Source organism: Methylosoma difficile (assembly GCF_054657615.1).
On sequence record NZ_BAAHYJ010000001.1, the window covers coordinates 94,086 to 115,577 of the forward strand.

General features: G+C 47.3%; 26 protein-coding genes. 8 read left to right on the forward strand and 18 right to left on the reverse strand.

The genetic code is table 11. From position 1 onward, the window contains the following. Positions 1 to 342: 342 nt before the first annotated feature. From ACYQ1O_RS00470 to ACYQ1O_RS00480, 3 genes are all read right to left on the reverse strand, one after another. On the reverse strand, positions 343 to 552 hold the full coding sequence (locus ACYQ1O_RS00470) for a hypothetical protein (RefSeq protein ID WP_459989508.1): 210 nt from the start codon (positions 550 to 552) through the stop codon (positions 343 to 345). A 403-nt stretch (positions 553 to 955) separates the two neighbouring features. Beyond that, positions 956 to 2,575: an ABC transporter ATP-binding protein gene (locus ACYQ1O_RS00475; RefSeq protein WP_459989509.1), complete on the reverse strand. Its 1,620-nt coding sequence runs from the start codon at positions 2,573 to 2,575 to the stop codon at positions 956 to 958. Between the two features lie 15 nt (positions 2,576 to 2,590). Continuing rightward, positions 2,591 to 3,385, reverse strand: coding sequence for an inositol monophosphatase family protein (locus tag ACYQ1O_RS00480; RefSeq protein ID WP_459989510.1), 795 nt, complete (start codon positions 3,383 to 3,385; stop codon positions 2,591 to 2,593). Positions 3,386 to 3,470: 85 nt separating this feature from the next. Between ACYQ1O_RS00480 and ACYQ1O_RS00485 the strand changes: the two genes are divergently transcribed. From ACYQ1O_RS00485 to ACYQ1O_RS00505, 5 genes are all read left to right on the forward strand, one after another. After that, positions 3,471 to 4,202 (forward strand): RNA methyltransferase, encoded by a 732-nt coding sequence (locus ACYQ1O_RS00485; RefSeq protein ID WP_459989511.1) that lies wholly within the window; start codon positions 3,471 to 3,473, stop codon positions 4,200 to 4,202. A gap of 14 nt (positions 4,203 to 4,216) precedes the next feature. After that, positions 4,217 to 4,993 carry a serine O-acetyltransferase gene (gene cysE, locus ACYQ1O_RS00490; RefSeq protein ID WP_459989512.1) on the forward strand — a complete coding sequence of 259 codons (777 nt, stop codon included), beginning with the start codon at positions 4,217 to 4,219 and terminating at the stop codon, positions 4,991 to 4,993. Positions 4,994 to 5,196: 203 nt separating this feature from the next. After that, positions 5,197 to 5,778 carry a superoxide dismutase [Fe] gene (gene sodB, locus ACYQ1O_RS00495; RefSeq protein ID WP_459989513.1) on the forward strand — a complete coding sequence of 194 codons (582 nt, stop codon included), beginning with the start codon at positions 5,197 to 5,199 and terminating at the stop codon, positions 5,776 to 5,778. Between the two features lie 70 nt (positions 5,779 to 5,848). Further along, complete coding sequence (locus tag ACYQ1O_RS00500; protein WP_459989514.1) at positions 5,849 to 6,544, forward strand: SDR family oxidoreductase; 696 nt, start codon at positions 5,849 to 5,851, stop codon at positions 6,542 to 6,544. A 5-nt stretch (positions 6,545 to 6,549) separates the two neighbouring features. Continuing rightward, entirely contained in the window at positions 6,550 to 7,053 is a 504-nt protein-coding gene (locus ACYQ1O_RS00505; protein WP_459989515.1) for a DUF3455 domain-containing protein, read from the forward strand. On the opposite strand, the gene ACYQ1O_RS00510 is transcribed toward ACYQ1O_RS00505, so the two are convergent. The 7 genes from ACYQ1O_RS00510 to ACYQ1O_RS00540 form a co-directional block, all read right to left on the reverse strand. Next, positions 7,013 to 7,963, reverse strand: coding sequence for a ketopantoate reductase family protein (locus ACYQ1O_RS00510; protein ID WP_459989516.1), 951 nt, complete (start codon positions 7,961 to 7,963; stop codon positions 7,013 to 7,015). The genes ACYQ1O_RS00505 and ACYQ1O_RS00510 overlap by 41 nt on opposite strands. 127 nt (positions 7,964 to 8,090) lie before the next feature. Continuing rightward, positions 8,091 to 8,654: a cytochrome b/b6 domain-containing protein gene (locus tag ACYQ1O_RS00515; protein ID WP_459989517.1), complete on the reverse strand. Its 564-nt coding sequence runs from the start codon at positions 8,652 to 8,654 to the stop codon at positions 8,091 to 8,093. Between the two features lie 177 nt (positions 8,655 to 8,831). Then, positions 8,832 to 9,524, reverse strand: coding sequence for a DnaA regulatory inactivator Hda (gene hda / locus ACYQ1O_RS00520; protein WP_459989518.1), 693 nt, complete (start codon positions 9,522 to 9,524; stop codon positions 8,832 to 8,834). Position 9,525: 1 nt separating this feature from the next. After that, positions 9,526 to 9,876: a DUF2069 domain-containing protein gene (locus ACYQ1O_RS00525; RefSeq protein WP_459989519.1), complete on the reverse strand. Its 351-nt coding sequence runs from the start codon at positions 9,874 to 9,876 to the stop codon at positions 9,526 to 9,528. Further along, positions 9,866 to 10,462, reverse strand: a complete 597-nt coding sequence (wrbA, locus tag ACYQ1O_RS00530; protein ID WP_459989520.1) for an NAD(P)H:quinone oxidoreductase — start codon at positions 10,460 to 10,462, stop codon at positions 9,866 to 9,868. Before wrbA ends, ACYQ1O_RS00525 begins: the two co-directional genes overlap by 11 nt. An 8-nt stretch (positions 10,463 to 10,470) precedes the next feature. Next, a complete protein-coding gene (gene arsC, locus ACYQ1O_RS00535; RefSeq protein ID WP_459989521.1) occupies positions 10,471 to 10,818 on the reverse strand; it encodes an arsenate reductase (glutaredoxin) in 348 nt (115 codons plus the stop codon). A gap of 34 nt (positions 10,819 to 10,852) precedes the next feature. Continuing rightward, positions 10,853 to 11,776 carry an AEC family transporter gene (locus ACYQ1O_RS00540; RefSeq protein WP_459989522.1) on the reverse strand — a complete coding sequence of 308 codons (924 nt, stop codon included), beginning with the start codon at positions 11,774 to 11,776 and terminating at the stop codon, positions 10,853 to 10,855. Between the two features lie 92 nt (positions 11,777 to 11,868). Between ACYQ1O_RS00540 and pyrF the strand changes: the two genes are divergently transcribed. Genes pyrF through ACYQ1O_RS00555 form a run of 3 tightly spaced genes read left to right on the forward strand, consistent with a single transcriptional unit; the run spans position 11,869 to position 14,332 of the window. Further along, positions 11,869 to 12,594 (forward strand): orotidine-5'-phosphate decarboxylase, encoded by a 726-nt coding sequence (gene pyrF, locus ACYQ1O_RS00545; protein ID WP_459989523.1) that lies wholly within the window; start codon positions 11,869 to 11,871, stop codon positions 12,592 to 12,594. A 38-nt stretch (positions 12,595 to 12,632) separates the two neighbouring features. After that, positions 12,633 to 13,364 (forward strand): sulfite exporter TauE/SafE family protein, encoded by a 732-nt coding sequence (locus ACYQ1O_RS00550; protein WP_459989524.1) that lies wholly within the window; start codon positions 12,633 to 12,635, stop codon positions 13,362 to 13,364. 11 nt (positions 13,365 to 13,375) lie between these two features. Further along, positions 13,376 to 14,332: a sigma-54 interaction domain-containing protein gene (locus ACYQ1O_RS00555; RefSeq protein WP_459989525.1), complete on the forward strand. Its 957-nt coding sequence runs from the start codon at positions 13,376 to 13,378 to the stop codon at positions 14,330 to 14,332. Between the two features lie 48 nt (positions 14,333 to 14,380). On the opposite strand, the gene pdxJ is transcribed toward ACYQ1O_RS00555, so the two are convergent. The 8 genes from pdxJ to ubiA all read right to left on the reverse strand — a co-directional run bounded on the left by pdxJ (position 14,381) and on the right by ubiA (position 21,433). Next, entirely contained in the window at positions 14,381 to 15,124 is a 744-nt protein-coding gene (gene pdxJ, locus ACYQ1O_RS00560; protein ID WP_459989526.1) for a pyridoxine 5'-phosphate synthase, read from the reverse strand. Next, the gene (recO, locus tag ACYQ1O_RS00565; protein WP_459989527.1) at positions 15,121 to 15,828 is read right to left on the reverse strand and encodes a DNA repair protein RecO; all 708 of its coding nucleotides are present in this window, start codon (positions 15,826 to 15,828) and stop codon (positions 15,121 to 15,123) included. The genes pdxJ and recO overlap by 4 nt, the downstream gene beginning before the upstream one ends. Then, on the reverse strand, positions 15,821 to 16,702 hold the full coding sequence (gene era, locus ACYQ1O_RS00570) for a GTPase Era (protein ID WP_459989528.1): 882 nt from the start codon (positions 16,700 to 16,702) through the stop codon (positions 15,821 to 15,823). Before era ends, recO begins: the two co-directional genes overlap by 8 nt. Continuing rightward, the gene (gene rnc / locus ACYQ1O_RS00575; RefSeq protein WP_459989529.1) at positions 16,699 to 17,379 is read right to left on the reverse strand and encodes a ribonuclease III; all 681 of its coding nucleotides are present in this window, start codon (positions 17,377 to 17,379) and stop codon (positions 16,699 to 16,701) included. Before rnc ends, era begins: the two co-directional genes overlap by 4 nt. Further along, positions 17,376 to 17,759, reverse strand: coding sequence for a DUF4845 domain-containing protein (locus tag ACYQ1O_RS00580; protein ID WP_459989530.1), 384 nt, complete (start codon positions 17,757 to 17,759; stop codon positions 17,376 to 17,378). The genes rnc and ACYQ1O_RS00580 overlap by 4 nt, the downstream gene beginning before the upstream one ends. 52 nt (positions 17,760 to 17,811) lie before the next feature. Further along, positions 17,812 to 18,588, reverse strand: coding sequence for a signal peptidase I (gene lepB / locus ACYQ1O_RS00585; protein ID WP_459989531.1), 777 nt, complete (start codon positions 18,586 to 18,588; stop codon positions 17,812 to 17,814). A 30-nt stretch (positions 18,589 to 18,618) separates the two neighbouring features. Beyond that, positions 18,619 to 20,418: a translation elongation factor 4 gene (lepA, locus tag ACYQ1O_RS00590; RefSeq protein ID WP_459989532.1), complete on the reverse strand. Its 1,800-nt coding sequence runs from the start codon at positions 20,416 to 20,418 to the stop codon at positions 18,619 to 18,621. 148 nt (positions 20,419 to 20,566) lie between these two features. Then, a complete protein-coding gene (gene ubiA / locus ACYQ1O_RS00595; protein ID WP_459989533.1) occupies positions 20,567 to 21,433 on the reverse strand; it encodes a 4-hydroxybenzoate octaprenyltransferase in 867 nt (288 codons plus the stop codon). Positions 21,434 to 21,492 lie beyond the last annotated feature (59 nt).

Consider the following 21,492-nt stretch of genomic DNA (forward strand, 5'->3'; position numbering starts at 1 on the left):
CAATGCATATTCGGAGAGTGTAAATATCCGAAACAATGAAAAAAGAGAATATTAGAAAGCCTAAAAAGCTATTGATGAAGATATAAATTGAATTTTTTAGCCCATCCGACACCAAACTATCGGAAGGACTTTATCATTTGCTTGCTTTGTGCTTTGGTTGCAGTTTTTTATTTTTTAGCAAACAGACGGTTCTTATTTGAAAGATTAAGGCTTTACAAATATCAACTTGATTAAGAGAATTACTAAGCCAGAAAGGCTATTTAGAGAGATGTGAAACTTGAGAGAATTGTCTTTGATCTTTTAAAGACCCCTCCGACACTAAAATATCGGAGGGACTTGGTATTATTTACCTGATTTTTGTTCTTCTGTAGCGTTGTTGCTAGTTTTTCTTTTTTCTAAGTTAGCAAATGTTTCTGTTTGCAATGCAGCTACCGCGCCACTTTCTAAGTGAGCAGATTTTTCGCCTTTCAGGAACATTACAACAACAACCATACCGACGATACAAGCGCCAACGATTACCCACATGTTATCTTTTTCTTGTGCTTCAGACATTTTTAAATCCTCTCTGTTATTAATATAAAAATATTTTTATTCCCTTTTCCTCTAAGGGATCAACCCAAAAAAACGGGTCGGTTGTTTTTTTTAACTGAAACAACGGCGTGATTTTTATCACGATAAAGGAGGCGGGTCAAGCTTTCACTCAATAATCTCGAAGTTCTTGACTGATTTTGGAGAGTTTTGCACCCTAAATACCGATTTTTACGCAATAAATGAGACAGGTATTTTTTTTGCGAAGCGAGTTGAACGGGATAGCTTTTGCAGGAAAATGCTAGGGTCAAACGTTACAAAAAACCAAGCTAAAGGGCTTATTTGTAAACATTTATTAACGACTAACCACAATATTATTTTTTATTGGGCAACAATATAATTAAGCCACACCTAAACAGACAAAATATTAAGGGGTTTGCAGCAAAGGAACGGCTGACAATAACTTTTGCGTGTAAGCATGTTGTGGCCTTTTTAGGACCTGTTCTGCTGCACCGCTTTCTATTATTTTGCCTTGATACATCACCGCGACTTCATCGGCAATTTCCGCCACCACCGCCAAATCATGAGTGATAAATAAATAGCTGATACCTTGCTGCTGTTGCAGGCTTTTCAGCAATTGGATGATTTGCGCTTGCACGGAAACATCCAATGCGCTGGTTGGCTCATCACAGACAATCAATTTGGGTTCAACCGCCAAAGCGCGGGCAATGCAAATGCGCTGGCGTTGCCCACCGGAAAACTCATGCGGATAACGTAAAGCAGCATCTTCCGACAAATCAACCTGTTGCAACAATAACCTAACTTTTTCCTGTCGCGCAGCAACGGATAAATCGGGGCGCAAGGCACATAAACCCTCGGCAATAACGTCACCGACCAACATCCGAGGATTCATCGACGCAAACGGGTCTTGGAAAACAATCTGCAATTGCGCGCGATGCTTCCGCAACGCCTCGCCGCTTAAGCCGTTTAATTCAACACTGTCCATGACGATACGCCCCGTGCCTGGCAAAAGATTAAGCAAACTTTTGCCTAATGTCGTTTTACCGCAACCAGACTCACCCACTAAGGCCAAAGTTTTGCCACGGGCGATACTGAAACTAACACCATCGACGGCACGGACATAATCGACTACACGCTTAAAAATTCCTTTGCGTATTGGGTAATAAACTTTGTAATCCTCAACCATCAACAGTGGCGTATCAGCTAGCTCCGTTGCTGTCCCGCGGTTTTTTCCGGCATTCGCAAGATTGGGCAAGGCACTGAGCAATTTCCGCGTGTAAGGATGCTGGGGTGCGTTAAAAACATCATTAGCCTCGCCAGTTTCAACAATTTTACCGCGCTGCATGACAGCAACCCGATCCGCCATGGTGGATACCAAAGCCAAATCATGACTAATCAACCATAAAGCCATACCCGTTTGTTGCTGGATGTCTTTTAACAACGCCAAAATTTGCGCTTGGATGGTGACATCCAAAGAAGTGGTCGGTTCGTCGGCAATCAGCAAATCAGGTTCACCCGCCAAGGCGATGGCAATCATGACCCGCTGGCGTTGCCCGCCGGAAAGCTGGTGAGGATAAGCGTTGAAGCGCTGCTCGGGCTGAGGGATTTCCACTTGCGCCAATAACTCCAACACCCTATGCCTGATGGCTTGCGAAGGCAAAGAAAAATGCTGGCTAATCGCTTCGGCGATTTGTTCGCCAATGGTCATTACGGGGTTGAGTGACGACATCGGATCCTGAAACACCAAACCGATACGCCTGCCACGGATTTTGCACAACTGTTGCTCGGATTCTTTCAACAAATCTTGGCTTTGCAACAAGATGGCTTCAGCAGCCAAACTGGCATTAGCAGGTAATAGCCCTAACACCGACAATGCTGTGATGGATTTGCCGGAGCCCGATTCGCCCACCAATGCAAAGGTTTCGCGGGTGTGGATGGCAAAACTGATGTCGTCAACAACCTTATGTTGCCCATTAAAGGCAACGCTAAGGTGCTGGACTGACAACAAAGGCGGTTTGCTTGCCATAGCGCGGAATGCCGGTTATTTCAGGTCATCCGTCACATGCGGCGCAATCAATTGATACATCAACTGGTGCATTTTTGGGCTGCCTGCAATCACGTTGCCAGATTCCATGTATTTGTCGTTAAAAGAGAAGTCGGTAATGACGCCACCCGCTTCCTTAATCAGCAAAATACCGGCAGCCATATCCCATTCCATAATGCCGATTTCCCAAAAACCATCCAAACGGCCTGCTGCCACATAAGCCAAGTCTAACGCCGCCGCACCGGCGCGGCGGATACCCGCGCACTCTGTCGTTAAGGCGCGGAACATGCCTGTGTAGGCATTCAGATGCTTATCGGTTTTAAATGGGAATCCCGTGCCGATCAACGCGCCCCTTAAAGTCAGTTGGTTGGTGACACGTAACCGGCGGTTGTTGAGCATGGCGCCACCACCACGCTTGGCGGTAAACAGCTCATCGCGCATCGGATCATAAATGACCGCCACTTCCAAACGGCCTTTGTGCTTCAAGGCGATGGAAACGGCCCATTGCGGAAAACCATGCAAAAAATTGGTGGTGCCATCGAGCGGGTCAATCACCCAAACATAGTCATTGCCTTCATGCTGACCGCTTTCTTCGGCAAGAATGGCATGGTCAGGATAGGCTGTTTTAATAATGTTGATAATTTCGCGCTCCGCCATGCGGTCTACTTCGCTGGCGTAATCGTTTTTGCCTTTTTGGTCAACGCGCAGTTGCCCGACATCGTCGGAAGCCCGCAAGATCAAATCACCCGCGCTTCTGGCTGCACGGATGGCTATGTTTAACATGGGTTGCATAAATCAATTCTTAAATGAGCGTAGAAAACAGCATAGGATAGCAAATCTTTTGGTAAACTTTCGGCTTTTTTCTAGGGAGACCGCCGTGCTGTCGCATATCAAAATCATATTGGTGGAGACCTCCCACCCCGGTAATATTGGTGCCGTCGCCCGCGCCATGAAAAATATGGCGGTCACGAATTTGTGTTTGGTATCACCCAAAAATTTCCCTTGTGCCGAAGCCACAGCCCGCGCTGCCGGTTCGGATGACATTCTGGCGCGCGCGCAAGTCTGCGACAGCCTACAAGAAGCGATTGCCGATTGCCAATTGGTCATTGGCACCAGCGCGCGCGGCCGCACCATCAGCTGGCCTGATCTCACGCCCAGAGAATGTGCCGAAAAAGTCGTCATCCACGAACCCGACCAAAAAGTCGCCATTGTCTTCGGGCGCGAAAACTCAGGCTTGAACAACCTCGAGATGGACTTATGCCATTTCCTGCTGCGCATTCCCTGCAACCCTAATTACAGCTCGCTGAACGTCGCCGCTGCCGTACAGGTGATTTGTTATGAACTGTTTGTAGCCAGCGGCATCGAACAGCCACTACGGGTAGGCGACAAAGGCGAAAGCCCATTGGCCTCCGCCGCGCAAATGGAGTCGTTTTACGAGCATTTGCATCAGGCGCTATACGACATCGGCTTCATTATCAACCCTGAAAAATCCAAATCCATCATGCGCCGTTTGCGCCGGATCTATAACCGCATTCAATTGGATACCAAAGAATTGGACATCCTGCGGGGCATTTTAAGGATGTCCCAAGACAACCAAGCAAAACACTAATCAAGAGCGAATCCATGCTAGACCATTTAAAAGAAGACATCGCCTGTGTATTTGACCGCGACCCTGCTGCGCAATCGGTGTTTGAAGTCATCACCACCTATCCGGGCGTACATGCCATCCTCATCCACCGCTTAAGCCACGCTTGCTGGAAAAGTGGTTTTAAATGGCTGGCACGCTTCATGTCGTTCCTTAACCGCTGGTTGACCGGCATTGAAATCCATCCCGGCGCACTCATCGGGCGACGTTTTTTCATCGACCACGGCATGGGCGTGGTCATCGGCGAAACCGCTGTGATTGGTGACGATTGCACCTTGTACCACGGCGTGACTTTAGGCGGCACCAGCTGGAACAAAGGCAAGCGCCACCCTACCCTGCACGACGGCGTAGTTATCGGCGCGGGTGCAAAAGTGTTGGGGCCAATTGAGATTGGCGCAGGCGCGCGGGTGGGTTCCAATTCTGTGGTGTTAAAAGCAGTGCCAGCCGGTGCAACCGTGGTCGGCATCCCTGCCCACATTGTCGACGGTAAGAAAAAAGCCGAGCAAGCCGAACGCCACGCGCTCGCCAATAAAATGGGTTTTGATGCTTACGGCACCTCCAGCGACATGCCCGACCCCATCGCCAACGCCATCAACCGCATGCTTGACCACATTAACGCCCAAGACCAGCAAATTGGCCTGATGCAAAAAGCACTCGCCGAACGCGGCATTGATTGCAGCAACACACCTGTTTGCACGTTGGAAGGCTGCGAAATTGCCGACAGCGACGCCAAATTGGCAAAACAGGAAGCATAATCATGAGTGCCGAAAAAGAGGCCTGTTTACGGTTTTTTAACCCTTTTTCGGCACATACCCTAATCACCCAACATTGCCAATACCCTGCTTTATTTAATCATCCAGCAATGTTAAAGTGATAGTTTATTAAATCGCTGGGTTTTACCGCTTGGACGATTAATAGCACAACCCTCTAACCCTTTTTTTTATTTAGGATTATCACAATGGCTTTCGAACTTCCTGCATTACCTTATGCTAAAAATAGATTGATTCCCCATATCTCTGAAGAAACGTTGGAATACCATTATGGCAAGCATCACCAAACTTATGTCACCAACCTCAACAATCTGGTACCTGGCACTGAATTTGAAGGCATGTCTTTGGAAGAAATCATCATGAAATCTTCGGGTGGCATTTTCAATAACGCGGCTCAAGTTTGGAACCACACGTTCTACTGGAACAGCTTGGCACCTAGCGCAGGCGGCGCACCGACTGGCGAATTGGCTGCCGCAATCGACGCACAATTCGGTTCATTTGAAAAATTCAAAGAAGACTTCACCAAATGTGCAGTGACTACTTTCGGTTCTGGCTGGGCTTGGTTGGTAAAAAATGCTGACGGCTCTTTGGCATTGGTAAGCACCAGCAACGCCGCTTGCCCATTAACAACAGGCCAAAAACCACTATTGACTTGCGACGTTTGGGAACACGCTTATTACATCGACTACCGCAACGCCCGCCCTGCTTACTTAGAAGCATTCTGGGCATTGGTTAACTGGGATTTTGCTGCGGCTAACTTCGCAGAATAAACCCGCTCATCGTTCCCCTTAAAGCCTTCTGCGTCCTTGGATGCCGAAGGCTTTTTTTATGGAGTCCTTTATGGCTACTGTTTTAATCACCGGCGCCAACCGTGGTTTAGGTTTGGAATTTTGCCGCCAATATGCACAAGCAGGCTGGCAAGTGCTGGCGGCTTGCCGCCAACCGCAGAAAGCCCATGACCTGCAACGGCTGGCGGGCTTATCGCCCAACCTCCAACTGCACGCGCTCGATGTCAGCGACCTCGCGCAAATCGACGCGCTGGCAGAACAATTATCAGGCCAAACGCTCGATTTGCTCATCAACAACGCCGGTGTCTACGGCGACAACAACAGCAACGGCTTTGGACAAATGGATTACGCGGCTTGGGCTAGTGTCTTGGAAATTAACTGCCAAGCGCCGGTTAAAATGGCAGAAGCGTTCCTACCTCAATTACAAAAAAGCCAGCAAGCACTGATCGCCAACGTCAGCAGCCTGATGGGCAGCATCAGCGACAACACCAGCGGCGGCAGTATTATGTACCGCTCCAGCAAAGCCGCGCTAAACGCCGCCATGAAAAGCTTGGCGATTGAATTGGGTAAGCAAAATATAGGTGTGATTACTCTGCACCCCGGTTGGGTCAAAACCGACATGGGCGGTCCGAATGCCCTGATCGAAGCGGAAGCAAGTGTCGCCGGTATGCGTACCGTGCTGGCGGACTTTTACTTGGCGCAGTCCGGCAGCTTCGTCAAATACGATGGCACACAACTCCCTTGGTGATAAGCATGCTAAAAAATCTGACTTTATTATTGGCAATCCTGCCCAGTCTTGGCTTTGCCAATATTGAAATCCCCGAAGCGGTTAAAGCGCCGGAAGGCCATGTGCCGTATTTATCGGTTTACGGCGAAGGCGTGCAGATTTACCAATGCACCCTCAACAACGGCGAATACGCGTGGCAAATCCAAGCGCCCGACGCGCAATTGTTCGACCAAACTGGCAGCATCGTCGGTAAACATTACAAGGGTCCCATCTGGGAATACAAAGAAGGCAGCCGCGTGCAAGGCAAAATCATCGCGCGTTTGGACATTACCCAAGGCGAGTCGATACCTTGGATGCTGGTCAAAATCATCGGTCATAAAGGCGAAAGCCTGTTCACCCAAGCCAGCTACATCAGCCGTATCCACACCCAAGGCGGCTTGTCGCCAACGGGCGGTTGCGATAGCAACCACTTAGGCAGCGAAAAACGCATCAGCTATTCGGCAGATTATATTTTTTACCGGTCAAACTAAGCTGCAGTTCGCGCAGCTTTAACAAACCGTACAAGGACTGCAAATGCGGGCAAGGAACGCCCCTAAGCTGCGCGGCACGGACGGCATTGCCCAAAATGGCTTCCGTCTCCATCGCCTGCCCACGTTCAAAATCCAACAACATGCTGGTTTTATAAGGCGGCATGCTGTAAGTCAAGTCGATATTTTTGTCGATAATGTCCTCAGCAAAGTGATGCCCACTTGCTGCGGCAATCGCGACCACTTCTTGCATAATTTCCCGTACCAAGGCTTCTTGGCTTTGCAAAATCGCCAAGGTCGGCAAACCGCCGGACAATACCGACAACGGATTAAACGGCGCATTCCAAATACATTTTTGCCAACGCGCCGCGACAATGTCGGCAGTGGTTTCGCAAGCAATGCCCGCTTGCCGGAACAACTCGGCAAGCAGCTCAGTTTTGACGCTGACAAATCCCGGTAAATTGCCCAACACCAAACGCCCGTAAGCCAAATGCTGGATTTGTCCTGGCGCAGTGCGGTTGCAGCACAAAAACGCCAACGCACTGACGATTTCATGATTGGGGAATGCCGCTTGCAGCTCAGCTTCAATCGCCACGCCGTTTTGGATAAAAACAATCGCGGTGTTGTCACCAACTGCCTCGCGGATTAACGCCACCCGATCAATAGCTGGAATGATTTTCGTGCAAAGCAAAACCACATCGGCGACACCTTGGTAATCAGCAATTTTTGCCACCACCTGTGCGGGTTTAAACTGCCAATTGCCTAAAGTGCTGTTGATGCTGAAACCGTGTTGTTTAACCACAGCATAATCGGAGCGGCACAACACCGACACACGAGCGCCCGCTTTTGCCAACAACGCGCCGTAAAAACCACCGACGGCACCTGTGCCGATTACTAAAACGTTTATGGTCATGGATTAAAATATATAAAGATCATCGTGATGAGATAACGTCAATAAAGCAGCCTATTCACAGATACAAAGCAGACTGACAATGCCAATTTCAAATTTTGATGATGGTTTTTTGAAGACAACCATGTGGTTATTCATCTAGGGATTTTTTCTTTCCCGTCACCATCGCTTTTGCCAAACTTTCTTTGTGGATAAGACTTTCAACCACCACGCCAGCAATATGTCCAACAACTAACACCAGCGTAAAATTGGCAAACAACTCATGTACTGTTTCCCAGATTTTTTCATTCGCGGAACCTATCCCCGCTAATGGACCCGCACCTTGATCGGCTCCGTAAACAGCAAAACCGCTTAATGTCGTCATTAATAAACTGACCAGCAATAACACAATCATCGCGGCACCGGCCGGATTATGGCCTAAATAGCGTTTGGGTTTTAAGGCGATAACGTCTTTGAGGTAGGCGATAGATGCCGCTGGTGTACACAAAAAGCTACTGAACCGCGAATAATAGCTGCCAATAAAACCCCAAATCAAACGAAACAACAAGAGGCCAAACACTAAATAGCCCGCCCAAACGTGAAGGTCGAGCAACTCATCTTCGGTCAAATAGGCAACTGTAAAAGCCAATACCAGCAACCAGTGAAAGATGCGTAATGGCAAGTCCCAAACTTTTATCAATGTAGGTGTGTTCATCAATGATTCCTTTATCTTAAGTTGAGTTGAGTGGAACTATATCCACAGTAATAGTAAGCCTATTGACCCACTATACTCGCACCAACCGATAAAAAAATTTATTGATCCATTCTACTTTTGCAATATAGGTTATCAGAGCAGATCCTTGCATCACCAACAACGATTCGCACCCTTCTTTTAACCTCTAAGCACTTGCTTCAAAAAAGGAATGGTCAACTTGCGCTGTGCTGCTAGCGAGGCTTTATCCAGCTTGTCTAGCAATGCCCAGAGCGATGGTAGGTCGCGGTCGAAATGGGTGAGCAGGAAGCGTCCGACTTGTGGGGAAATGTCAAAACCGAGTTGTCCGGCTTTAAACATCAGCACGGCGATTTTGTCTTGGTCTTGCAGGGGTTGCAGTTTTAAGGTTAGCCCCCAGTTGAGGCGGGTTTTTAGGTCGGGCAGTTTGATGCCGAGTTGGTCGGGTGGGTTGTTGGCGGCGAGGATGAGGTGGTGCGCCAAGCTGCGGTGTTGGTTGTAGAAGTTGAATAAAGCCAATTCCCAATCGCTATGGCCTGCCAGTGCGTCGATATTGTCCAAACACACCAAATCCAATTTTTCTAAGCCGATTAATAACGCTGGATCGGGCAAGTTTTCAGCAGCAAAGGCGAAATAAAAGGCCGATAAGCCTTGTTGGTTGGCTTGTTGGCAGCAGGCTTGTAATAGATGGCTTTTGCCTAGGCCAGACTCGCCCCAAAGGAAGATTTGCGCTTCGCCCATACCGGTTGCACAGGCTTGTAAATGCGTTAGCGCTTCTTGGTTGCTGCCGGGGTAAAAGTCGCTGAAGCTTTGGTTGGCGCAGAATTCGAACGCTAAGGGAAGTTGTTCTGCCATGTTAGTGTTTTTTCATGCCGCGCACATAGAAGGCTGCGCCGAAAAACAGCACCAGGCTTAAGGCGGTTTCCAGCAGGGCATAAACGCGTCCGTCGGTGCTGGCGTAGGCTTCGATGCTGCCGTGGATGAAGTAGATGAGGCTGACGTAAGCCATCCACGAGGTCGGTTTGAGCTGTTTGTGCAAAAAACCGCGCATCGGCAGCAGTAAAGGGGTGACGGTTATCAGCAAACGCAAGGCGACCGGAAAATCGACCGGCGGCATCAGCACCGTGGGCCATAGCATCAGCAAAACAAACAGGCCGATAAATGCGGCGAGCGCCAAGTGGTGGAAAATATCGGTTTTAATGGTCATGTGTTTTTAAGCGCGTTGCGGTTTGTGCCAAACGTGCGCCTAAGGCACGGCAGAGATTTTTTTCATGGTCGCTTAAGCCTTCGTCGCCCATTGCCACATGGCTGGCACCGTAGGGTGTGCCGCCGGTGGTGGTTTCACGGAGGGCATTTTCGGTATAGGGCAATCCTAAAATCATCATGCCTTGGTGCAACAAAGGCAGCATCATGCTCAGCAAGGTGCTTTCTTGCCCGCCGTGCATGCTGCCGGTGGAGGTGAAGACCGCCGCCGGTTTGCCAACCAATGCACCCGAAAACCACAGCGCGGTGGTGCCATCGAGAAAATATTTCAGCGGTGCCGCCATATTGCCAAAATGGGTGGGGCTGCCCATCGCCAAACCGTCACAGTTTTTAAGGTCGTCCAAGGTGGCGTAAACCGCGCCTTCGGCAGGAATGCGGGGTGCAGTTTGTTCGCAAACTGTGGAGACATCGGGTACGGTACGGATCACCGCTTCAGCACCGGCAACCGATTCCACGCCACGGGCAATTTGGTTGGCCATTTGTGCGGTCATGCCGTGACGGGAGACATATAAAATCAAAATACGGGTCATGGGCTTGCTCACAGGATAGTTAACACAGCTTCAGGTGGACGGCCTATTGCCGCCTTGCCGTTCGCCAATACGATAGGTCTTTCGATCAGGATAGGATAGGCAACCATCGCCGCCAACAGGGCTTGCCTGTCGAGGGCAGGATCGTCAAGTTGATTGGCTTTGTATTCCGCTTCTTTTTTACGCATCAGCGCGCGGGGTTCCATGCTTAGTTTTTGCAGGATTTCATCCAATTGCTGCACCGTGGGCGGCGTTTTTAAATATTCGATGACGGTTGGCTCCAGGCCTCGTTCTTTCAGCAGAGCCAAGGTTTGTCTGGATTTGCCGCAACGCGGGTTGTGGTAAATGCTGATGGTCATATCAATCCACCTAATAAAGTTAAAGTTGTCGGTGTTATTGTCCGGTCAGCAGCGCATACCAAAGCGGCAGACTGATGAGACTGAGGGCTGTGGTGACGGTCACTGTCATGGCGTACAAGGCGCTGTCCAAGTGGTAGCGGTCACAAAACACAATGCCCAATACCATGCTGGGCATTGCCAAATCTAACACAGCAGCGGCTTTGTAGTTGTCTTGCAAACTTAAATGACCGACCAAAAATAAGGCCAACAAAGGCATCAGCAGCATTTTTATAGCAATGACCGGTATCACGTAGGGCAAGTTTTTTAACGTGACGGATTGCCAAGTAAGTGCTAACCCTAAAGAAAACAGCATCAGCAGCACGACACCGGAAGATAAGGTTTGCAACAAACCTTCAAGCCAATCGGGTTCGGCAACGCCGCTTAAATTCAGCGTGACTGCCACCGCTGCCGCCCAAAATGGTGGGGCATTCAAATACGCCAACACGGGTTTGTCGTTTTGCGCCGAAGCATCGCCAAAATGGCGCATTAGGATCACGCCCAAGGTGAACAACAACGGCGTGGTGGCAAACAAATCCAGCTGGATCACCACCGAACGCGTCCAAGGTCCAAAGCTTTGTTCCAAAACCGGCAAGCCTAGATACGTGGTATTGGGAAATGCCGCCGCCAGCATCGTTGCGCCCAACCGATTGTTTTTTAAGCGCAGCAACCGCCCGACCAGCCACATGGACAGCAATCCCATGAGTACGCAGCTCATCCCCAAAAAGGTATATTGAAACGATTGCAAACCAATATCAGCCCGCCAAAGCACGTTCAGCACCAAAGCCGGGAGCAGCAAATAATAGACAACCGTTGTCAGCACCAATCGGGTTTGTTCGGCGCTTAAACCAGCCGGCTTAAACAACCGCCAACACGCTCCGCAGGCCATCAACAAGCTCATTTGGATCAAAGTGGTGTGCATAATTGCCTTTAGAAGTGGTATCCGGTGATTTTAACATTCACCGATAAATCAAGTTCGGTTAATATAGCGGTCTTTTAGCTTTTCTTAATATCATGCAGCCGTCATTTCGTTCCCAAAAACCTATCCCCGTCCGTGAACGCCTCATCATGGCTTTGGATGTCGCCAGCATTCCCGAAGCGCAAGCCTTGGTTGAAGAATTAGGCGACTCGGTCATTTTTTATAAAGTGGGCATGGAGCTGTTCATGTCCGGCGATTATTTCGGCTTTATTGAATGGCTTAAACAACGCGACAAGAAAGTCTTTGTTGACCTAAAGTTTTTTGACATTCCTGCCACCGTAGGCCGCGCCATTAAAGCCTTAAGCAGCAAAGGTGTTGATTTGGCAACCATTCACGGCAACGATGCCATTATGGAAGCCGCCGTCAAAGACAAAGGTGATTTGAAAGTGCTGGCTGTCACGGCATTAACCAGCTTGGATCGTGGCGATCTTGACGATCTGGGCTTCCAATGTGATGTGCAAAATCTGGTGCTTTCACGCGCCAAACGTGCCTTGGCCATCGGTTGCGATGGTGTCGTGTCATCGGGTCTGGAAGCTCCCTTGTTACGGGAAAACTTAGACCACAAACTGCTGGTCATCACCCCCGGCATCAGACCCGTCGATAACCGCGAAGAAGACGACCAAAACCGTGTAGCCAGCGTAGAGATGGCCTTCCAAGGCGGCGCAGATTACATCGTAGTAGGCCGACCCATCCGCGACGCGCAAGACCGCAAAGCTATGGCAGAAAAAATCCAAAGCCAAATCCTTAGCCAATTTAACTAACATGACCCCACCTCCCCCGCCACCCTTATTCGTCGATTATGGAATTTGATCCGCAATTTAGCAGTTCTTATCTGGTCGCGTTTGTCATGGGCTTGTTCAGTAGCATGCATTGCATTGGCATGTGCGGTTCTATTATCGGCACGCTGACACTAAGCCTCAGCCAGGAAATCCGTAATAAAAAGGCCCTGCTCTTGCCGTTTGTGTTCAACTATAACTTAGGGCGAATTAGCAGCTATACCTTGGCGGGGGCGTTGGCAGGGATTATCCAAACCATTATCACCGTACAATTGGGCGATATAAATGGGCATCGTTTACTGCAAATCTTGTCGGCTATTGTCATGGCTAGCGCAGGCCTCTACATTGCCGGTTGGTTTCCGCGCTTTGCTTATATCGAAAAATTTGGCGTCCATGTCTGGAAAAAAATAGAACCCATTGGACGCAAGTTAATACCTGTAAAAAACCGTTTACAGGCTTATTTGTTTGGCATGGTCTGGGGCTGGCTGCCATGCGGCTTGGTCTATACCGCCTTGGCCTTGGCGGCAACCGCAGGTGACATCAGCAAAAGTGCATTGACTATGCTGGCTTTTGGATTAGGTACTTTACCAGCCGTTATGGGAGTGGGTATAATGACGGGTGTTCTAACGAGGCTGTCTAAAATGCGTGGGTTCAAACAAGCCATTGGTCTGTTTATGATTGGGCTGGCATTACTGGCGGCACTGCCTTGGCTTAACCCCTTGGCCTTTACTAACCATCATTTAGGTAACCATTAAAAGAGGCATCCATGGATCATTTCAAAACGATTATTGGTCAATCGCCCGCTTTGGATTCGCTTATCCGTAGTGCGAAAATTGCCGCATCAACCGATGTGACCATTCTCTTAAAAGGCGAAACCGGTACTGGAAAAGAAGTTTTGGCAACCGCCATTCAAAAAGCCAGCAGCCGCGCCAACAAAAAATTCATCACCTTAAACTGTGCCGCCCTGCCCGAAGGCCTGATTGAATCGGAATTGTTCGGTCATAAAAAGGGTTCTTTCACCGGTGCCAGCAATGGCTCGCAAGGGCTTTTCCAAGCGGCTGACGGCGGCACGCTGTTTCTTGACGAAATCAATTCGCTGCCCTTATCGGTTCAAGGCAAGCTATTACGCTTCCTTGATTCCGGCGAATGCTTACCGGTTGGCGAAACGTCGCCCGTTAAGGTCGATGTCCGTATTATCGCCGCCACTAACACCGACTTGAACGACCAGATTGCTGCTGGAGATTTCCGCAGCGATTTGTACTACCGTCTTAACGTCGTTCCTATTGAGTTACCGCCATTAGCGCAACGTACCGAAGATGTCGAACATTTGGCAAAACACTTTATTAGCTTGTTCGCCAACACCCACAGCATTACCCCTCCCAGTTTCAGCAAAAATGCCATTAAAGCCCTTAAGACTTACCACTGGCCTGGCAATGTCCGTGAACTGCGTAACCTATGTGAGCGCTTAAGCATTTTACTGTCAGGCAACATTATCGAACCCAGCAACCTGCCCAGCGAAATCACCAACCCTAAAAACACCACCAAAACGGCTGGCTTTGTTTTACCGGACACAGGCTTACAACTGGATAAACTAGAGGCCGATTTAATCAGCCAAGCACTCAGCCGCACCCAAGGCAATCGCAGCCAATCTGCACGATTACTTGGCCTAAGCCGCGATACGCTGCTGTACCGCATGCAAAAACACGGATTTAGAACCCAATAAGGTTTTTTATTTTGGTGATGGCAACGTTAACGCCATCACCGATCAACCTCAAACAGCAGCCCTTGCCTGCCGCATCAAAGCTTTCAAATCGCGCACCGTCTGCGTTAATCCTGAAAATACTGCTTGGGCGATAATGGCATGACCAATATTCAGCTCAACAATTTCCGGTATTGCACAAATCGCTTCCACATTATGGAAATGAAGACCGTGACCGGCGTTGACCTGCAACCCTTTGCCGAACGCATAACGCGCCGCCTCCTTTAACCTAGCCAATTCTTGCTGTTGCGCTTCACGCGTAGACGCATCCGCATAACAACCGGTATGCAATTCAATAACCGGCGCACCTGCAGCAACTGCTGCATCAATTTGAGAGGTTTCGGGGTCAATAAACAGTGACACTTCAATACCCGCATCCGCCAAACGCTTGCATGCCAGTTGCATCGCAGCAAAATGCCCCACAACGTCCAACCCACCTTCTGTCGTCAGTTCGGTGCGTTTTTCCGGCACCAAACAACAGGCATAAGGCCGAACTGATTCGGCGATTGCCAACATTTCTTCAGTCACCGCCATTTCCAGATTCAATCGGGTATTCAGCATGGCTTTAAGCAAATGAATGTCCCGGTCTTGAATATGGCGGCGATCTTCACGCAAATGCGCAGTAATGCCATCAGCACCGGCCTGCTCAGCCAACAAAGCCGCTTGTACCGGCTCTGGATAACGCGTCCCTCTGGCTTGCCTCAAGGTGGCGACATGGTCAATATTGACACCTAATAAAATGGGTTGTTTGTTCATACATTCAGTTGTTTGAAAATTTGATTGGCGACGGCGCGGCTTTTCAATTCCCGCCCCTGTAAATGGAAGTCGATAAGGTGGCGCATCAACGCTTTAGCTTCTGCAAGCTGCCTTGCGCCTTGCAATTGCTGATGATGCATTGCCAATAATGTCGCACCGGAAAACGCACCTTGCTCATGCAAGACAGCTCCGCGCTCAGGATCGAAAAAATAATTTTTGCATGGCAGCACGAGTTGACCATGCTGGTCGTATTGTAATGGCAAGCCATAACCGACAGCCTCTAGCAGTTGCAGCTCAAAAATACGCAAAACACCATCAAAAACTTCTTCACGGGCTAATTTTTGCAAACATTCATGATACGCTGCAAACACTTTCGCATGAGGATCGTTATTGTGCAAAAAATAGACTAACAACTCATTGAGATAAAATCCACAGTAAAAAGCCATGCCGGTAAGGGAATTATCAACAGGATGGGCTTCAACCGTGGTTAGGACTTTTAACTCGCCGTTGCCGAGAAAAGAAACATTCAGGGGAACGAAAGGCTGCAACAATCCAGACGTTTTGGATTTGGCTTTGTGAACGCCTCTGGCAATTAAAGACAGACGACCATAATCGCGCGTCAGCACATCCAAAATAAGGCTCGTTTCGCGGTAAGGGCGTTTTTGTAAGATGTAACTTGGTTGTAAATAAACCGTTTCAGTCATTAAAGCCTAAGCTTAGCAAAGCACGTTCATTATCTGACCAGCCGGATTTTACTTTTACCCATAACTGCAAATAAACCTTTTGATCGATAAGCCGTTCAATATCAAGACGCGCTTCTGTGCCGATGTTCTTCAGCATTTCGCCTTCCTTACCAATGACGATGTTTTTTTGCGTCATCCGCTCCACCCAAATAATTGCGTATATTTTGCTGAGACCAGGATGTTCCTCGTAACGCTCGATTTCAACCGTCAGTTCGTATGGCAACTCTGCCCCCAATCGGCGGGTCAATTTTTCACGAATAATTTCCGCCGCCAGAAAGCGTTCAGATCGGTCGGTGACTTGATCCTCAGGGTAGAGCAATTCCTGTTCAGGCAATAAGTCGTAAAGCAGATTTTCCAAGACATCAAGATTAGTGTTTTTTAAAGCCGAGATTGGCACCAGCTGCTCAAAAGGAAATCGCTTTTGGGCGTCGGCAAAAAACGCCAGCATGGCTTCTTTTTCTTTAATTTTATCGACCTTATTAACGGCAAGAATCACTGGCAAACCGGCTTGCTCGAGTTTTTTAAAAATGATCTCGTCATATTCCTGCCAAACCAAGCCATCAAGCAACCAAACCACCACATCCACACCTAATAAAGTGGTGTCAGCCGTTCGGTTTAGGTAACGGTTTAACGCTTTCTTTTCGCTGTTATGCATGCCCGGCGTATCCATATAAACGATTTGCCCACGCTCGCTGGTGTTGATCCCTAAAATACGATGACGTGTCGTCTGCGGTTTACGCGAGGTAATACTGATTTTTTGCTTCAGCAAATGGTTCATCAAGGTTGATTTGCCGACATTAGGACGACCGATCAGGGCAACTGTACCGCAATTCATTGTTTTTCCTTTAACAATTCGAGCATTTTTTCGGCAGCTGCCTGCTCGGCTTTTTTACGGGAAACGCCTGCGCCAAAACAAGACTCTGGCAATAGCGAAATAGTGCATTTGACTTTAAAGGTTTGTTCGTGGGCAAGTCCAGACATTGTGATTAAACTGTAATCAGGCAAATCCAAACGGCGTGCTTGCATATATTCTTGCAATTGGGTTTTTGGATCTTTTTGCCAATTTTCTAAACTTAGGCCTTTAAGTTTTTCGGCGAAGAGCTTTTCAATCCATTCTTGGCAGGCATCAATACCTTGATCCTTGTACAACGCCCCCATAATGGCTTCAAGCGCGTCAGACAAAATGGAGTCGCGTCGAAACCCGCCACTTTTCAACTCTCCAGAACCCAGCAATAAATACTCGCCCAAATTATGTTTTCTGGCCAACTCGGCCAAAGAGCTTTCGTTAACCAAACTGGCCCTCAAGCGACTTAAAACACCTTCGCTAGCATCGGGAAAATGGTTGTATAACGCCTTTGCAATAACAAAGCCTAATATTGAGTCGCCCAAAAACTCCAAGCGCTCATTGTTTTGCGAGCTAAAGCTCCGATGCGTCAATGCCGTTTTAAATAATGCGGGATCTTTAAAAACCAAGCCGAGTTTCTTTCTCAGCTCGTCAGCGTTTTTAATCACTCCACACCAGCCTCAACTGCGTCGCTAAACTCAACCAACACACTTAAATTACCAAAAATCTTAACAATAACCTCATAATCAATCGAAACTTTTGTGTAAGCACCTGATTTTTGGATAACAATATCTTTAGGTGTTACATCCTTAACGTAATTGAGATCAAAACGTTTTGATATGATATCCTTAATGTCATGCTCACTCATTTCGTCAAAGTCAGGGGCGCTTTTTACTGCTGCCAATGCATCAACGACTTTACCGTGATCGAGATAAATGGGGCCAATTTTAAGGATGAGTAAAACAAAAAAACCGATGACCCCCAATAAAAGAATCATTGTTATTAAAGTCAAACCCTTTTGGTTTTGGAAATTAACATTTGTTTTCATAGCCATATCTCCTAATATTTACGAACGCCAGCCTCTATTTTAGCAGCTCTTATTATTTTAGTACTGTGCCAATACGGTCAAAAGCGACGCCCTTATAAGACCAATCCCAACTCATCCAAATGAAGAACGCACGACCCACCAAGTTTTCTTCAGGCACGGTTCCCCAGTAGCGGCTATCGTTACTATTGTCGCGATTATCACCCATAACAAAATAACGCCCCTGAGGAATCACATATTCAAACGTTCCTGATGGCGCATCATGTCGAACCAAAATATTATGCTCAACACCAGTCAGGTCTTCCAGCAAACGCTCCGCACCCGTCATATCTTCACCTTGACCAACACCTTGAAAAGCGCCTAAAGAAACCTGTTTAACCGGCTCATCGTTAATGAACAGCTGTTTATTTTCATAGGAAACTTTATCGCCTGGCAAACCAATAACCCGTTTAATGTAGTCTACCGTAGGGTCATTAGGAAAACGAAAAACGACAATATCTCCGCGTTTCGGTTCGTTAAGGGCAATAATTTTTTTATTAATAACAGGTAAGCGAATGCCATAAGTAAATTTATTGACCAAAATAAAATCACCCACCAATAAAGTCGGCATCATTGACCCCGAGGGAATGCGGAATGGTTCTGCCAAAAATGAGCGCAACAATAAAACAATCAGCACAACAGGAAAAAAAGACCGCGCATATTCAACCATGACCGGCTGGGTTTCTTCGCTATAAGCTTCGCCCGTGTGGCGTAACCACAGCAAATACCCGCCCCAAATCAAGCCGGTGACAACGGTTGCTACCAATAAAAAAAATGCAAAGTCAAAATCCATAAGCTTGGTTGTTAAGTTAAGGGCAAGGGTTTATTCCTTATTTAGCTGTAACACAGCAAGGAACGCTTCTTGTGGGATTTCAATGCTGCCGACTTGTTTCATGCGCTTTTTACCGGCTTTTTGTTTTTCCAACAATTTCTTCTTACGGCTGATGTCGCCACCATAACATTTTGCAGTAACATTTTTACGTAATGCTTTTACAGTCGAGCGTGCGATAATTTTTGAACCAATAGCAGCTTGGATAGCCACCTCGTACATCTGTCGTGGTATCAACTCTTTCATTTTTTCGACCAAATCACGACCACGGGTACTGCTCATATCACGATGGACGATAATCGATAAGGCGTCTACTTTTTCAGAGTTAATCATCACATCAAGCTTGATAAGATCCGCTTCTTGGAAACGTAAAAACTCATAATCGAACGAAGCAAAGCCTCGGCTTACTGATTTTAAGCGATCAAAAAAATCCAACACCACTTCGCTTAAAGGCATCTCATAGTGCAATGACACTTGTCTGCCAGCAAATTGCATATCTTTCTGTACGCCACGTTTTTCAATACAAAGGGTAATGACACCGCCTAAGTAAGCTTCAGGCACGAAAATATTGGCACGAATAATAGGTTCACGAATTTCTTTGACAATACCACCATCAGGCAACTTGGCAGGATTATCGACCATAATGATCTCACCGGTTTGGGTGAGAACCTCATAAATAACTGTTGGTGCAGTCGTAATGAGATCGACATCGTATTCACGCTCCAAACGTTCCTGCACGATCTCCATATGCAGCATACCTAAAAAGCCACAACGAAACCCAAACCCTAGCGCTTGCGATGTTTCAGGTTCAAATTGCAATGCGGCATCATTTAAGTTGAGTTTTTTTAGGGCTTCACGCAAATCTTCATAATTGTCCGAACTGACCGGATAGAGTCCAGCAAAGACTCGTGGTTGTACGCGCTGGAAACCAGTGAGCTGTTCAGTGGCAGGCTTATCGGTCCAAGTGATAGTATCACCTACTGGCGCACCAAAAATATCTTTGATGCCAGCCACCATGTAACCAACTTCCCCTGTATTCAGCAAATCCTTTTCTAGGCGTTTTGGGGTAAACACACCTACGGAATCAACAAGAAAAGATTTTCCCGTCGACATGATCGTGATTTTTTGTTTTTTACGGATACTGCCGTGGACAATCCTAACCAACGAGACAACACCCAAATAACTGTCAAACCAAGAGTCAATAATCAAAGCTTGCAAAGGCCCATCAATATTGCCTTGTGGAGGCGGTACCTTGACCACCAACTGCTCCAAAACATCAAGCACGCCAAGACCTGTTTTAGCACTTATCATCAAAGCTTCATCGGCAGGTATGCCAATAACTTCTTCAATTTCAGATTGGACTCGCTCGGGTTCGGCGGAAGGCAAATCGATCTTATTGAGTACCGGCACAACCTCCAAGCCCTGATCGATTGCAGTGTAACAATTAGCAACACTTTGCGCTTCAACGCCTTGCGCAGCATCGACCACCAACAGGGCGCCTTCGCAAGCAGCCAATGAACGGGAAACCTCGTATGAAAAATCAACATGCCCCGGTGTATCAATAAAATTAAGCTGATAGGTTTCCCCATCTTTGGCCTTAAAATCAAGGGTAACACTTTGTGCCTTGATGGTAATGCCACGCTCGCGTTCAATGTCCATAGAATCCAATACTTGGGCAGACATTTCCCTGTCTGACAGACCGCCGCATATCTGAATAAAGCGATCCGCCAAGGTCGACTTGCCATGATCAATATGGGCGATGATTGAAAAATTTCTTATATGTTTTAAATCCACTTGCTCAACTAAATGATGGGTAATTAAAGAGGGGCAGCCTAGCGGCTAGAGGAACAAAGTATAACAGATTTGATGGGGCGCTTTTACGACTATAACAATAGATAAAGTAGAAATCCCACCGTCTCATTATTAAGTTTTCAGTTCTATCCTAAAGGTAGCTTACTAATAAACCAACAAAAACCATCAAAGCAAACCAGTGACTGATTAAAAATGCTTTGAAACATTTTTGCTTTACATGCCCCGCAATTAAAAACTGTTGATAAAGAAAATGAAGCCCCCCAAACAACAAGCCAACATAGAATGGCCAGGTCAAATCCTCCAAATAAGCCACAACTATTAACAAAGAAACAATCATTAATTGTAATACAGCAATAATTTGCCTATCGTAATCGCCGAATAGAATTGCAGTGGATTTGACACCAATTTTCAAATCATCATCCTTATCCACCATTGCGTAAATAGTGTCATAAACCAAAGCCCACAAGACTACTGCAGCATATAACAACCATGCCTCTAACGGAATATGATTAAGCTGGGCGGCATAAGCCATTGGTACAGCCCAACCAAAAGCCATCCCTAAATAAGCTTGTGGCAAGTAAGTATAGCGCTTCATAAAAGGATAACTGGCTGCCAAAAACGCGCCCACTACCGAAAGCAAGATAGTATAGAGATTTAGCATCAAAACTAAAGCGAAAGCCAAGAGCGATAAAAAGCCAAACACCAAAAGAGCTTCATTTGGCTTAACTTTCCCTGATGCGATAGGGCGTAGTTTGGTACGCGCCACATGTGGATCAAAATCTCTGTCTGCATAATCATTAATTACGCAACCAGCCGCCCTCATTAAAACGACGCCAGCACAAAAAACAAACAAAACAAATGGATTAGGCATCCCTTTTGCCGCGAACCAAAGCCCCCACAAAGTAGGCCACAATAAAATAAAAATACCTACCGGCTTATCAAAACGACACAACAACCAGTACTGTTGCAAACGATCATTTATTCTTTTAAACAACATAAAATGAAAATAAACAATAAAGCCAAATTAACTACTGCCAACAATAACACATTTGTCCA